The organism is Psychrobacter nivimaris (assembly GCF_904846365.1).
Taxonomy (GTDB): Bacteria; Pseudomonadota; Gammaproteobacteria; order Pseudomonadales; family Moraxellaceae; genus Psychrobacter; species Psychrobacter nivimaris_B.
Window position 1 is genome coordinate 49,480 of record NZ_CAJHAL010000013.1, and the last position, 14,500, is coordinate 63,979.

At 41.0% G+C, this 14,500-nt stretch carries 11 protein-coding genes and 1 other RNA gene; 5 read left to right on the forward strand and 7 right to left on the reverse strand.

The annotated features are described in order from the left end of the window. Positions 1–234 precede the first annotated feature (234 nt). Complete coding sequence (locus tag JMX63_RS07120) at positions 235–2,157, reverse strand: TonB-dependent receptor plug domain-containing protein (RefSeq protein WP_201571760.1); 1,923 nt, start codon at positions 2,155–2,157, stop codon at positions 235–237. A gap of 498 nt (positions 2,158–2,655) precedes the next feature. On the opposite strand from JMX63_RS07120, the gene JMX63_RS07125 reads away from it, so the two are divergent. Beyond that, complete coding sequence (locus tag JMX63_RS07125) at positions 2,656–4,581, forward strand: mechanosensitive ion channel family protein (protein WP_406947834.1); 1,926 nt, start codon at positions 2,656–2,658, stop codon at positions 4,579–4,581. A gap of 57 nt (positions 4,582–4,638) precedes the next feature. On the opposite strand, the gene JMX63_RS07130 is transcribed toward JMX63_RS07125, so the two are convergent. The 5 genes from JMX63_RS07130 to JMX63_RS07150 form a co-directional block, all read right to left on the reverse strand. Beyond that, positions 4,639–5,277 (reverse strand): DNA-3-methyladenine glycosylase family protein, encoded by a 639-nt coding sequence (locus JMX63_RS07130; RefSeq protein WP_227673275.1) that lies wholly within the window; start codon positions 5,275–5,277, stop codon positions 4,639–4,641. Positions 5,278–5,484: 207 nt separating this feature from the next. Continuing rightward, a complete protein-coding gene (locus tag JMX63_RS07135) occupies positions 5,485–6,216 on the reverse strand; it encodes a Smr/MutS family protein (RefSeq protein ID WP_165596960.1) in 732 nt (243 codons plus the stop codon). A 107-nt stretch (positions 6,217–6,323) separates the two neighbouring features. Beyond that, positions 6,324–7,199, reverse strand: coding sequence for an indole-3-glycerol phosphate synthase TrpC (gene trpC / locus JMX63_RS07140; RefSeq protein ID WP_201571764.1), 876 nt, complete (start codon positions 7,197–7,199; stop codon positions 6,324–6,326). Between the two features lie 170 nt (positions 7,200–7,369). Then, positions 7,370–8,491, reverse strand: coding sequence for an anthranilate phosphoribosyltransferase (gene trpD / locus JMX63_RS07145; RefSeq protein ID WP_201571766.1), 1,122 nt, complete (start codon positions 8,489–8,491; stop codon positions 7,370–7,372). Positions 8,492–8,588: 97 nt separating this feature from the next. Further along, the gene (locus tag JMX63_RS07150; RefSeq protein WP_160022734.1) at positions 8,589–9,212 is read right to left on the reverse strand and encodes an anthranilate synthase component II; all 624 of its coding nucleotides are present in this window, start codon (positions 9,210–9,212) and stop codon (positions 8,589–8,591) included. Between the two features lie 828 nt (positions 9,213–10,040). On the opposite strand from JMX63_RS07150, the gene glnA reads away from it, so the two are divergent. Both glnA and JMX63_RS07160 read left to right on the forward strand, forming a co-directional pair. After that, complete coding sequence (gene glnA / locus JMX63_RS07155) at positions 10,041–11,450, forward strand: type I glutamate--ammonia ligase (RefSeq protein ID WP_201571768.1); 1,410 nt, start codon at positions 10,041–10,043, stop codon at positions 11,448–11,450. Between the two features lie 201 nt (positions 11,451–11,651). Further along, positions 11,652–12,392, forward strand: a complete 741-nt coding sequence (locus JMX63_RS07160; protein ID WP_201571769.1) for a DUF4124 domain-containing protein — start codon at positions 11,652–11,654, stop codon at positions 12,390–12,392. A gap of 111 nt (positions 12,393–12,503) precedes the next feature. Here the strand turns inward: JMX63_RS07160 and JMX63_RS07165 are convergent, their stop codons facing one another. Continuing rightward, positions 12,504–13,220 carry an SIMPL domain-containing protein gene (locus tag JMX63_RS07165; protein ID WP_201571770.1) on the reverse strand — a complete coding sequence of 239 codons (717 nt, stop codon included), beginning with the start codon at positions 13,218–13,220 and terminating at the stop codon, positions 12,504–12,506. Positions 13,221–13,528: 308 nt separating this feature from the next. On the opposite strand from JMX63_RS07165, the gene ffs reads away from it, so the two are divergent. Both ffs and JMX63_RS07175 read left to right on the forward strand, forming a co-directional pair. Beyond that, positions 13,529–13,625: signal recognition particle sRNA small type (gene ffs / locus JMX63_RS07170), an RNA gene on the forward strand. A 268-nt stretch (positions 13,626–13,893) separates the two neighbouring features. Continuing rightward, positions 13,894–14,490: a LemA family protein gene (locus tag JMX63_RS07175; protein ID WP_102091727.1), complete on the forward strand. Its 597-nt coding sequence runs from the start codon at positions 13,894–13,896 to the stop codon at positions 14,488–14,490. Positions 14,491–14,500: the final 10 nt, after the last annotated feature.

Consider the following 14,500-nt stretch of genomic DNA (forward strand, 5'->3'; position numbering starts at 1 on the left):
CTGTGATTGCATAACTATAGAATGTTAATGCAGTAAATCACTGTTATGGCGCAACACCTCTCGGAGGTCGTTATTGTAATAGATGAGTGGTTAATTGTCACCTATTGACTGAGATAAATGATAAGCAGTCATGGCATAAGTACCTGTATATTTTTCATAGGTATAAAAAAAGGCCACCTGTAGATGACCTTTTATATCTAAATAAGCGCTAGAGTTTTATAGTGCTAAGTTAGCTTAGTACCAGTTGTAAGTTAGAGAGGTGAAGAAATTGGTGCCGTCGGTGCTGTATTCTGTGCCGAACTGATTAGATAACGTGTAATCTTCGTCAGTGATATTGTCAATGCGCAAGTTAGCACGAAGATTAGGTGTAATGTAAACAGAGCCACTTAAGTTTAGTAAGGTGTAATCATCTAACTTAGTCGTATTCGCCGCGTCGGAAAATCTTTCGTCAGTATATTTAGCTTCTAACCGCACATCAAACTTTGGCTGTTGATAGCCTACATAAATTGAACCGCTATTTTTAGGGCGGTAAACGAGGTAATTACCGTAGGTAGACTCACCAAATGCAGGTTTTATAGGGTTTCTATCTTCTGCGTCTAAATAATTATATCCAAAGCCAAATAAGAAAGAATTGATTTGCCAATCTGACGTTAAACTTAAGCCTTTGATCTTTGCTTCACCGATATTTTCCCCAGATGCTATTAAGTTTTCTGCATCAGTATGGTAACCAGTAAGTCGTGATAGCTGATTATCAGTGACATACTCCACGAATATTTCGGTGTTCTTAGTGGTTTCAGGTTTTAAATTTGGGTTTTCATAGCCTGGGAAGTATAGATCGTTAAACGTAGGAGCGCGAAACCCTGTGGCATAGCTTGTACCAATACGTACACCTTTTAACGGACGTATAGCAGCACCTATATTGTAGGTGCTTTCATTGCCATATTGGGAATTATCATCAACACGGTAATTAGCTTGCAAGTCGTAATACGTGTCGGCTAATTGATAGCCGATAAAAGCACTTTTTATAGTGCGGCTATCGACATCGTATTCAGTAGTAGAGTCTATCTTTTGCTTTAAGTGTTCAAGTCCCAAAATCGCATGACCATCACCTGCTTTAATTTGGCTTTCTAAACGTGCATGGTCTTGTTCAGTATCAAAAACAGTGCTGTTATTTAAATCATTACCATCTTCATAAGTAGAGATTTCATCGATACTACGACCATAGCTTAGCTTAGTAGTAGCAAGATCGTTAGTGTGTTCAATAAATGCTGTTGCTGAACCATTTTTCTGATCACTATGAGCATTAGGATGTACAGCCCCAGTTGTCCAATCAGCAAATCCATCAAATTCAGACGTTGATTTGTTGTATAAAGCGCTTAGACCTGCTTTTACATTAGGTGCGATTTTTTTTGTCACAGCAAGGCTTGCGGAAGTCATATCAAATCCATCGTCATCTGGATTGAAATTGCTTCCAGTTTCGACAGCATTGAAACCATCAGTATCAGTATGACTAATGCCTAAGCTAAGCGTTGTATCTTGATTGGTATATTGACCATTTACTCCCAAGTTATAGAGGTTGTGAGACCCTGCTCCCGCCGTGACTGAAATGTTGTTTTGCTCGATGTCAGAGCCTTTGGTAAATATTTGAATGACACCGCCCATAGCGTCAGAGCCATATATACTAGAGCCTGATGCACCATATAGTATTTCGATACGGTCAATTTGATCAGCAGAAAGTAAGTTTAATGCTGGCGTGCCTAAAGAAATAGAGCTATAGCGGATGCCATCAATAAGTACAAGTATTTGCTTGCTATCGTAACCGCGCATGTAAAAGTTACTAACACTTCCCATACCACCACTTTGAGTAATGTTGATGCCCGGTTGATTCTTTAATACATCTGTTACGGTTTGACCTTGATAACGTTGTAACTCTTCCTTATTAATTACTCGTGTTTGCGCGATTACATTACTTGTCTTAGTAGGTGTGCGAGTGGCTGTCACGACAATTTCATCAAGCTCAACTTGTGGTAGGTTACTATCGTTGATGGAAGTGTTTTCAGAAGTGGCTGCCATTGCAGTATTTACTGCAAGTAAGCCAAGCGCGCTCAAAATACTTAAACGAAGATAGGTACGTGAAGATGCACGTGATACAGACATAGTCGATTCCAAAGTAATCAAGTTAAAAATGCAAAAATGATAGGTAACTATTATGACGTAAAAGGGGTCAAAAGTTACAAAAAACAGTATATAAGCAAAACTGCGCTCATTATCTACAAATTGTCCTGCTTTATAAACTACTTTAACCTAATGTTTATTCAGGTTAGGCTGAATACTACTCATGTTAGCTTGCTAATAGTCTATTAAAAATTACTTTACTTAGATATTCTATGAGAATTTATACCACTGTATAAGAGAAGCCTATCCTTAAAAATACCTACTATATTAGAAGCGCACATAGAGTAAGAAACCAAATACCAATACAGTTAGCTACAAAATTGCGTAATCAAAAGTACTGCTGTTATAAATAATTGTTACTATAGTATGGACATCACCTGTCATTTATAATGCCATTTTTAAACTAAGAGGTTTGTTTTGTCTATCAAGCATAATCTGACTCCCAGTCCTTTGCCTAATTTATTCTCTGCTATTACTAAAATGCCAATTATAGCCGCAATGTTATTATTGACTATGCTGTTGAGCATTGCCTTGCCAAATAATGCTTATGCTGTCGAGGCTGGTGCGCTTGGAGTGGGTAATGACAGTAGTGGAGAGACAGTAAGTACGCCATTGCCTGATTCGTTTGGCCGAGATACGCCGCGTCATACGGTACAAGGGTTTATCAGTGCGCTGGGTGAAAATGATTATTTGCTGGCAAGTAATTATCTCAACTTATCAAAGTCCGATAACCCAACGACCGTTGTGCGACAGTTTAAACAGGCACTAGATGCAGGTGGGCGTTTTCAGCCGGATCTACAGATTAGTAACTCACCTGAGGGTAATCTAACTGACCAGCTGCCACCTAGCCAAGAAAATGTCGGTGTGATTAATATCGGAGAGCGAAGTGTTCCGTTACTACTCGAAAGGGTGGTCTCAAAACAGAATGAGCAATATTGGCAGTTCTCTAGCGATACGTTGACCTCAGTACCAGAAGTGATAGAAAATACTGAGCCGACCTTAGTATCGCGCTACACGGTTGATTCTTTAGATGGTAAAAAGCTTTTCGGCTATCAGCTAGCTGATTTGGTTGCCGCGCTCACCATGATTGTGACTAGCTTTGTACTTACTTATGTCGCGGTATGGTTGCTATACCACTTATTAAGGATTGTTTATCCGTATTTGCGTGGTACGCCATTGCCGTTACCTAACAAAGTAATATTGCCACTCTCTGTGGTCATTATGGCATTGATACTATCAGAAGTGATGGTTTATGCAGGCGTATCGGTGACACTACGTGAGCCAGTCAATCGCTTTACGGATATAGCCTCTTGGTTGGCGCTGACTTGGCTACTATTACGAGTGATCGATGCGATATTTACTCGAGCGGTAAATCTAAGCTACAAGAAAAACTATACTGAGCGTGTCTCAATTTTGGGACTGCTGCGCAAGGTTGTCAAAGCGCTATTACTGATATTTGCAGTGATTGTTATTTTTGGCAATTTGGGTTTTGATTTGACCACTGGTATTGCGGCACTGGGTGTGGGTGGTTTGGCGTTAGCTCTTGGTGCGCAAAAAACCATTGAAAATCTCGTTGGTAGTGTCGTAGTCGTCGCGGATTCACCAGTACGTATCGGTGATTATTGCAAATTTGGCACTTATGAAGGCACTGTTATTGACATCGGTATTCGCTCATCACGTGTGCGCACATTGACACGGACCGTTGTCACGGTGCCAAACGGTGATTTTTCATCGATGCAAATTGAAAACTTTACCTCGCGTGATATGTTTCGTTTTTTCCATTACTTATATATTAAGCGTACCGCTGATCTTGACGTAATATTCAAAATGGTTAATGACTTGGATGAATTTATAAAAGAGCATGATTTGACCAATCAAGAATGGAATCAGGTCAATATTTTGGAGCTGCGCCAAGATTGCTATGTTATTCAGTTGCAAGCTTATGTGAATGCTATTGGTATCATTGAGTTCTATGACAAACAAAACGCTTTGTTTGTCGATATATTAAAGAAAGTCGCGAAATATAAAGTAGAACATGCATTGCCGACTCAGCAGTTGATTGTTAATCAAACGGAGCTTGAACATCATGTGGGAAGTAGCACTGATGACTCAGCAGAAGGAGATGAATCAGACAACAGTAGTAACTCTGCTAATAATGAAGTGTCTGATAACAAGGAAGTAAACACAAGCGTATACAGGAAAGATTACAACGACGATGGCGTTGATATTCGTAAAGATAGTGACAAGGCTAAAAATGATGTTGCAAGTCACCACAAATTCTCTATGGCGACCGTCAGCAGAAGTGGTGCGCTTAAGGCACTAAAGCATAAAAGTCATATGCTAAGAAAAAGTAAGTTTAAGCACACTAAAAACAAATCTGGCTTTTCTATATGGAACCAGCCTTAAAAGAGACTTTTTGCTCACGAATGGTAGTGAATAACACTAGCTATGTTTTTTGCTCTATTAGTTATAAAGGTACTGCGGTTTTATCACGTAATGAGCCGTAGTGTACGACCAAAGCAATAGGCTGGCAGCACTGCGATAAGGTGACCAGTGCTGAGTTAGATCTTTAAGCTGCTTGGGTGTTGGGCGCTCTGCTAAGCCTAACAACTCCATGGCTGCAACTTTAATGGCCAAATCATCGACAGCGAGTATGTCTGCACGTTTTAGCGAAAATAGTAAATACATCTCAGCTGTCCAACGTCCAATCCCTGTCACAGCTGTCAAGGTTGTTATGACATCTTCATTTGGCAAAGTTTCTAAGGCTGCAAAGTCTATATCATGATCTACTAATGAACGCACATAACGAGTTTTTTGCTTAGACAATCCTTGTGTCTTCAAAGTATCATCTGTCGCCTCGCGTATAGCTTGCGGAGTGATTAATTCTGCATCAACCAACCGTTTCCAAATGCTGGCAGCGGCGGCAACTGATAACTGCTGACCGACCATCGCTCTCATCAACTGCTCAAACCCACCTGCATTATGCCTAAGGTTAGGTGTACCGACCTGCTTATGGACAGGAGCAAACCTTGGTTCAATGGCAATCAGCGCAGCAATCTGCTGTTCTAGTTCGTTAATGTTTTCAATAGTCTGTATATTCATAGTGATTTCGCTTTGCTAAGTAGAAGGTGCTCAAGTCTATATATTAATAAAAAGTGAGAAGCTCACATTAAATGGAATGTACATTAAAGAGAGTATTCATTAAAGGAAACATTGTTGCAGTCCATGTCTAGTCCATAAGTGATTGATAAAAAAAGGACTGCGAATAAGCAGTCCTTTTTATATAGTACCGTATCACTAACAATAGACCTATTCGCCATCTGCTTTAGGTTTTTTAAGTAGTACTAGTACAGCACCGTTACCACCATCTTTTGGTGGCGCAGAGCAAAAAGCTAATACTTCTGGCAATTGACGTAACCAGCCGTTAATACAAGTTTTTAGAATCGCTTCGCTACCTTTACCATGGACGATTTTTACCATAGTCTCGTTTTTCTGCTTGGCTTGGCTCAACAGTTGAGTCATCGCTTCACGTGCTTCTTCTATCGTACAGCCATGGATATCTACCGCATCATACCAACGCAGCTTGCCTTTTTTGAGCTGATCAAAGATTTTATTTTGCAGTGTTGGCTGCTTATAAGACAAATAAGCTTCAGCAGCGACAGGGTTCAGTAGTGCTTGCATATCTGACAAGCCTGCGCCTAGATCACTGGCTTCACTACCTTGAGCTGCAGCACGTTTTGATAGTGTCGCTGCATCAGGTTTGCCTGCCTTAGTTGCGCTGGCAGGTGAGCGGACATTTTTGTCTTCTAGCTGATTGACACCGTGCATGGCTTGCATAAACAGAACTTTATCGTCATCGATATGTTCACTATTTAGCTGCTTAACCGTCTTTTTTACTTGCTTTTGAGTCGGTAGCGATACCGGTTCAGTTGGCTTTTGATTCTCACCTTCAGGTGAATTGGTATCACGCCCCTTGCTCAGCTGGCCTTTGAGTTCTTTGAGCTGGTCTTGCATTTCTTTTGAAAACAGAGAGTTTGACATAAAAGTTAACGTATCGTTGATTGATGAATGGTTGATTGAACTATGTATATAGCGCAGACATTGTTCAAGCTATTAGCATATATTTAAGCATAAATTATTGAGTTACTTTACCCGTCTGCTGCGACACCCGCAAGTAAGGATTGTAACGCTTGCCCTGGATGGTCGGTTTTCATAAATTGTTCACCGATTAGAAAGTGCTGAATATCATGACTTAACATCAAACGAATATCATCACTGCTATGAATACCACTCTCGGTTACGATAAGTGGTTTTTGTTCAGCGCTATTAGCATCAGCAGCGAGTGCGTCGTTTAAAATATTCTTAAGATCAAGCGTGGTTTGCAGGTCAACATAGAAGGTATTTAAATCACGGTTATTGATACCGTAGATATTGTGTACTGAACGTGGCAACTGTAGCGCACGCTCAAGCTCAGATTTGGTATGCACTTCTATCAATACGTCCATACCAAGCTCAATACTGAGCGCATGTAGCTCTCGTACTTGGGCATCATCTAGGCAAGCCATAATGAGTAGGATGCAGTCAGCGCCCATTAGGTAAGATTGATAGATTTGATAGACATCAATCATAAAGTCTTTACGTAATATCGGTAAGCTTGAGGTATTAGCCGCCTGAACAAGATAGATGTCATCGCCCTGAAAGTAATCACGATCGGTCAATACAGACAGACAACTAGCGCCCGCTTGCTCATACTGCTGCGCAAATAGAGCAGGGGTAAAGTTATGATTGATAATGCCTTTAGACGGCGAGGCTTTTTTAATCTCAGCAATGATACCGATACCATTTTCTTTAGTGCCAGCAGCACGTAATGCCGCGGCAAAACCTCGACGCGGTTTATCATCAGCTGCGACCTGTGCTTTCAAGTCCTCTAGAGACAATGCTTCGCGAGCGGCTTTTACTTCTTCTACTTTGGTGGCGACAATGCGCTGTAGCACTGACGGTATGTCTGAATGGGTTGTGGTCATACTGGTATCCGAATATCGTTAAATGTAAATATAGTCAGAAAACTATTAATAACTACTAAGCGGCTACGGCGTTTCCCTTCCTAGATGTACGATTTGTACAATCTATGGTTGGCTGCCTTGTATCCGTTTTAGATTTCTTTGACTATAGACAGTAGATGAGTGCTTATAAGTTAACCTTGAGCGACTAGCTGCTGGGTATAGTTGGCCAAAGACTCAAGTTTGAGTAAAGCATCGCCATTTTGAATGATTTTTTGTGCTCGGCTAACACCGTTAGGGTAGTTGCTGGCAAGCCCTGCGGTGTATATCGCGGCACCTGCATTTAGCGCAATCATGTCACGTGCTTTAAGTACAGCACGGTCATGGGTGTCGGCTCCAGATAGCGCAGCACGAATCAACTCAAGACTTTGTGCTGGAGAGTCGACATCGAGGCCAATAAGGGTTTGTGACTCGATACCCGCATCTTCTGGCATTATGTCATAGACTGATATCTCACCATCTTTTAGCTCAGCGACTGTGGTCGAAGTCGCAAGACTGATTTCATCAAGACCATCTTTTGCGCCTACTACCATGACATGACGTGCGCCTAAGTTTTTCATCACCTTGGCAATTGGCTCACATAACTGCGCGGTAAACACACCGATGACTAAGTTTGGTGTGCCAGCAGGGTTGGTCAATGGGCCCAAAATATTAAAGATGGTACGCGCTTTTAATTCACGGCGTACAGGGTTGGCGTAACGCATGGCGCTGTGATGATTGGGTGCGAATAAAAACCCGATACCCTGATTTTCGATACAGTCTTTTGCTTGCTCTGGCGTGAGCGCAAGACTGATACCTGCTTGCTCAAGTAAGTCTGAGCTACCAGATTTGGTCGAGACGCCGCGATTGCCGTGCTTGGCAACTTGTGCACCAGCTGCCGCAACAACCAACGCTGATGCAGTCGAGACATTGAACAAGTTAGCACCATCACCGCCAGTACCAACGATATCTACCAAATAATCACAGTTCTTTGGTTCAATATTGGCAGCTAGTGCACGCATGGCACTGGCAGACGCAGTAATCTCATCAATGGATTCGCCCTTCATACGTAATCCCGTCAAGATAGCGCCCATCATAGCGTCGCTGCATCTACCTTGCATGATGATGAGCATCACTTGATACATCTCATCAAAAGTTAAATCGATATGTTGGAATATTCTACCCAAAGCTGTGGTTAACAGTTGATGTGTTTGCTCATCAGACAATTTTGCAATACTCTCTGGTGTGTGCGTTTCTTCTGTTTTTGTCGTACTCATTATGGTCTCACTTACTATTATTTTTTATATGAATCTGTGTGAAATTTGGCATGGGCTTAAGAAAGCAGTATTTTTACCGACGTGATTTTAGTCAAGTTTAACCAACTTGTGGTAGCTCATCGGATGTCAGAGTAGCCAAGCCATGAGTCTGTAAAAAGTTATTGAGTAATTGGTAACCTGCTTCGCTCAATATCGACTCAGGATGGAACTGGACACCTTCTACAGGCAGCTCCTTATGGCGAATACCCATGATTTCCTCAATACTACCATCAGCATTCTGTGTCCATGCGGTGAGTTCAAGGCAGTCTGGTAGGCTTGTCTTGTCAATGACGAGCGAATGATAACGCGTAACCTGTGACGGATTAGGTAATCCAGCAAACACGCCTTGCTCGTTGTGATAGATAGCTGATAAGCGGCCATGCATGACTTCGCCAGCTTTAACCACTTGACCGCCAAAGGCTTGACCGATCGCTTGATGACCCAAACAAATACCCAGTATAGGAATAACCCCTTTAAATGTCTCAATGGCTTGCAAAGAAATACCCGCACGGTCAGGATCGCACGGACCTGGGCCAATCACAATCACATCAGGTGCAAGGGTTTTAATCTGCTCAATGCTGACCTGATCATTACGCCAGACAGTGATGTCCTGCTTTAGCTCACCGAAGTACTGTACGATATTGTACGTAAAGCTATCGTAATTATCGATCATCAAAATCATTAAGGCTTCAACTTATCAGTTTTATTATATTTTTAACATAAAATTTGTTCTCACTGTTATCGAGTCACTTGATTGCCGAACACAAGCAGCTCTGACTATAACAGAGGAGGTTATTGCGCGCGGTTATCTTACCACTATTTTGTTTTCTATCAAATGTAGGGTACGGGCTATCTAAGTAAGCACCAAGTAAAAACATATTTTTTATTATTTTTTTGACGCATAAAATAATGTAGTCAGAGACAATGTTATAAATTCAGCTATTAACATTGCACTATAAAATAGCATTTCAATAATAAATATATTTGTATTTGCACCAATTAAGTGCCTTTGGTTCTCAACTGGTGCTCTAATTAAGTGCTATTCTAAAAATTAATTTGATGGGAATTAATGAATATATAACGATATTAATCGTATAAATCACTGTAAATATTGATAATTAAATCTATTTATAACTATATCTGTTATCAGAGTGTTAATACATTGGCATAGCCTTTGCATTATTGCTGTTATGATTATTTTTAAAGCCAAGAAATTGGTCTAAAAATAATTATTAACAAGAGCCCGAAGAGTTCAGCATTATGAGTTGTATATTGCTAGAATGTCGTTAGGATTGAATTGGCGTATGTTAGACCATGTGCACAAATATTGGTCTGATTAAGTAAACGCTTTAGATGAGCATCTTGACTAATACGCAAAATAGTGCTGATAATAAGCATAATATCGAATGCGCTGTTTTAGTATTGAGAGCACATCTGACATTCTTGGACAAGAACATCATATTAATAATTTTAAATCGCAATTACGTGATCAACACAACGGAGACTATTCATGTCGAATAAACTATTAGATCTTATCCAATCCTCTAATGCTAAATGGGTTGATTTTCGCTTTACTGATACACGCGGCAAAGAGCAGCACATCAGCTTCCCAGCGCATACCGTTGATGAAGATGTCATGGAAGACGGCAAAATGTTTGATGGCTCATCAATCGCTGGTTGGAAAGGTATCGAAGCGTCAGATATGATCTTGCGTCCTGATCCAGAAACTGCTTTTGTTGACCCGTTCTTTGACGCGGTGACTGTGGTAGTGACTTGCGATATCATCGAGCCATCAACGCTACAAGGTTATGACCGTGACCCACGTTCTATCGCACATCGCGCTGAAGAGTATTTAAAGTCTACTGGTATCGGTGATACTGCTTATTTCGGTCCAGAGCCTGAATTCTTTGTATTTGACGATGTTAAATGGTCAGTCGATATGTCTGGCGTTAGTCATAAGATCACGGCTGAAGAAGCAGCATGGTCGACTAACGAGACTTACGAGTGGGGCAACATGGCGCATCGCCCACGTGTGAAAGGCGGCTATTTCCCAGTACCACCGATCGATAGCTCACATGACATGCGTGCTGTTATGTGTGAACGCATAGAAGAAATCGTTGGTGAAGGTTCGGTTGAAGTTCATCACCATGAAGTGGCTTCTTGCCAGTCTGAAATCGGTGTTGCATTCAACACGATGGTACGTAAAGCGGATGAAGTTCAGCAATTGAAATATGTTGTTCATAACGTTGCGCATCAGTTTGGCAAAACAGCTACCTTTATGCCTAAGCCAATCGTTGGTGATAACGGTTCAGGTATGCACGTACATATGTCAATCTCAAAAGACGGTGTAAACACATTCTCTGGTGATGAGTATGCTGGTCTGTCTGAAACAGCATTGTATTTCATTGGCGGTATTATCAAGCATGCTCGTGCGTTGAATGCGATTACTAACCCATCAACGAACAGCTATAAGCGCCTAGTTCCTCATTATGAAGCGCCTATTAAACTTGCTTATTCAGCATCTAACCGTTCAGCATCTATTCGTATTCCACACGTAAGCAGCCCGAAAGCGGTACGTGTAGAAGCACGTTTCCCTGATCCAACGGCTAACCCATACTTAGCGTTTGCTGCACTATTGATGGCTGGCCTTGACGGTATCCAAAACAAAATGCATCCAGGCGAAGCTGCTGATAAAAACTTGTATGACTTGCCACCAGAAGAAGAAGCACAAATCCCAACGGTTGCAGAGAGCTTAGACGTTGCACTACAAGCATTGCGTGACGATCATGACTTCTTATTAAAAGGTGATGTCTTCACTGAAGACATGCTAGAAGCGTTTATTGCTTTGAAAGAAGAAGAAGTACAACGTTTGAACGTAACTGTACACCCTGTCGAATTTGACATGTACTACAGCTGCTAATTAGTCGCTAAAACACTCATTTATTTTGAGTCACAAAACCAGCTAAGGTTAACTTGGCTGGTTTTTTTATGCGTATTAATAAAGTGTATCAGTCCAATTGCTGAATTTTCTTTGAAATCGCTACTGATTTCATGTCAAAACTCACGCATAATAGTTTTATAAAATTATATTAATAGTAGACACTATCTAGGTTGATGGATTATGACTTTATTAGCAAAACCGAGTTTCTTGAAGAGTAGGATTAGAGTTGGGTTATGGACTACGGTTGCTCTCGCTAGTCTTTGTACATCTCTCACGAATGCTGCACCTATTTACAAAGTGGTCGATGAGCAAACCGGTCAAGTCACCTTTACCGACCGTCCACAGGATTATGAGCAGCAAGTTGGCAAACAAGTCAGTCAAATGGCTATTACGACGGGTAATGAGACGAGCAGATCAACTAGTCATACGACAACCAATCCTAATACAAGTCGCCAATCATCAAATGCGTCGCAGACAGTGACTGCTACTGAGTCGCCTGCGATAAATACTAAGGTGACCACGCCAGTAAACTATCAGTTAGCCATTACTGAACCTAGCGAAGAGAGAGCCTATCGTCGTCCCGTACAGAATATCGATGTCAATGTACAGATTCAGCCTGTGTTACAGGTAGGGGATAGTGCCCGTATTTATTTTGATAATAAAGAAGTTGCACAAGGTTTGAGCGCATCTATTGCTACTGTTGATGTTTTACCAGGTGCTCATACAATCAAAGCGGTTGTACAAAGCGAAACTGGCCAAACACTTGAGCAAATTACACGTACTGTATACGTGATTCAAAATACAACCACATTGCAAGATAACAAAAGAAAGGCTGCGCAGCTGTTGGCTTATCAAAAGCTAGCTTGGTATCAAAAATTGATGCTAAAGCTGCGTCAACAGGAAGTTGCTCAGTCACAATAATGATTGAATATGATGGATAGATATCGCTATCAAAATAAAAAGGCAAGCACCGTCAACGATGCTTGCCTTTTTTAATGTAAATCACTTATTTTATTTTAACTATAAGCTGTATTATTTAGTTAACTCGATGGTACCGTTAGCAGTCACCGAAATAGTACTGTTGCCAGACTCAAAGCTTTGACTTGGTACTGACTCGTCTGCCATTCCTGATTTCATGCTCATAGCGCTATACATCGGACGTGGATAGTTGCTACCTGTGTTTAGGTTAACATTGACGACGCGGTAGCCACGAGCATCCCAAGCGCGGGTAAGGCTCTTAGCTTGCTGCTGAAAAGCGCGAGAGGCTTCGGTCATTAATTTTTGCTCTAGCGCATCCTTTTTAGTATCTGATACACCAAAGTTAAGATTGTCCATCACTAAGGTTTCTTGCAAATCAGCAATTAGTTGGCTGGTTGCTGAAAAGTCTGTACTTTTTAAGTCTATGTTTGCTTGACCTGTCCAGCCGATGATTTTATCGTTTTTGTCATAGCGTGGATAGGTGCGCTGTTGCCCTGTGCTCACGGTCACGCTAGGGTAGCGCTTGGCAATTTTCATGGCATTGTTGATTGAGGTGTTAAGCATTGTAGCTAAAGTCTTAGAGTCAGTTGCTTGTGATTTCTTGTACAAGCTGGCTCGTACTTCATCGTTCTGAATCTCTTCTTTTATTTCTGTCTGAAATGTCAGTTGATCATAGCCTGTTGGCTCTGCATGGGCGCTACCCATCATCGCTGTCATGAGACAAACCGTACCAGAAGCTAGTGCTGCTTTATTCAATAAAGTATTTTTCATTATTATCTCCTAAGTTGATTCTAATAATATATAAATGACAATTATCAACGCTCATTCATACATGAAAAGTTGTCCCTATTGTTCTCTAGAAATCGACATGGGTGCAACTTCATTCACTAAAATAGCAAAATTCATATAAGTTGCTGTGAGAATTTTGTGACCTAAGTTACTGATATAATTTGTGCTCATACATTGCGGACCTGAGCTAATGAACTAAATGACAGTGCTATTTAGGGCCTAAAGCAAACAGTTTTAAGATAGGGGTTGTAAAATTAAAAATTTCTTGTATAATTTGCGACTGGTGGCTCCATTGGTAGCCTCGCAACATTGTTCTATGAATCCCGCCAGGACCGGAAGGTAGCAACGGTAATAGTTATAGTGTGTGCCGAGGATGTGCTGATGGAGTCGCTTTTTTTTGCCTAAAATTTGATAATTATATTTATAAAGTATCAAAGACATATTTGTAATGTATTAAGCCCTTCATTGTAAAGGGCTTTTTTTGGGTCAAATTTTTGTCTGATGGTTAGCTAATTGCTTATGTAGTTTTCAATTTAATTTCCTGTTCGATTTCCTTTATAGTTCCGATCTAGTTCTAAGGTTTTATTGATTAATATGAGTTAAAATACAATGTATTAACTTTTTATTAACATTCTAGACACCTTGGAGTTTGATTATGAAGATGTTTGTTTGGCTATTCATTGCATTTTTGGTGTTGGTAGTTGTGTTTGGGGTATCTATTTTTAATAGATTGGTACGCGCACGTAACCAAGCAAAGAACGGCTTTGCTCAAATAGATGTGCAACTAAAGCGTCGTCATGATCTGATTCCAAACTTGGTCGAAACTGCCAAGCGTTATTTGAGTCATGAAGAAGAAACACTCACTCGCGTCATTAGCGCGCGTAATCATGCTCAAGATCTACAAGACTCTAATAAGCATCAGCCAGACTCGCTAGAGCATATGGCACTGTTTGCAAAAGCAGAAGGTATGCTGTCTAAAGCGTTGGGTCAATTTTCCGCTGTCGTCGAAGCCTACCCAGAGCTCAAAGCCGATAGTATGATCAAGGAACTCATGGACGAACTAACCAATACGGAAAATCGCATCGGATTTGCCCGTCAGCATTATAATGACAGCGTAATGTTTTATAATAATGATCGCGAAGTCTTTCCTAATAACCTCGTTAGTACGACGTTTGGCTTTCGTCCACTCAGTCAGTTGGTATTCGAAGACAGAGAAGCGATTGCTCAGGCACCGATTGTCAATATGGGCTAAGGTTTAGACA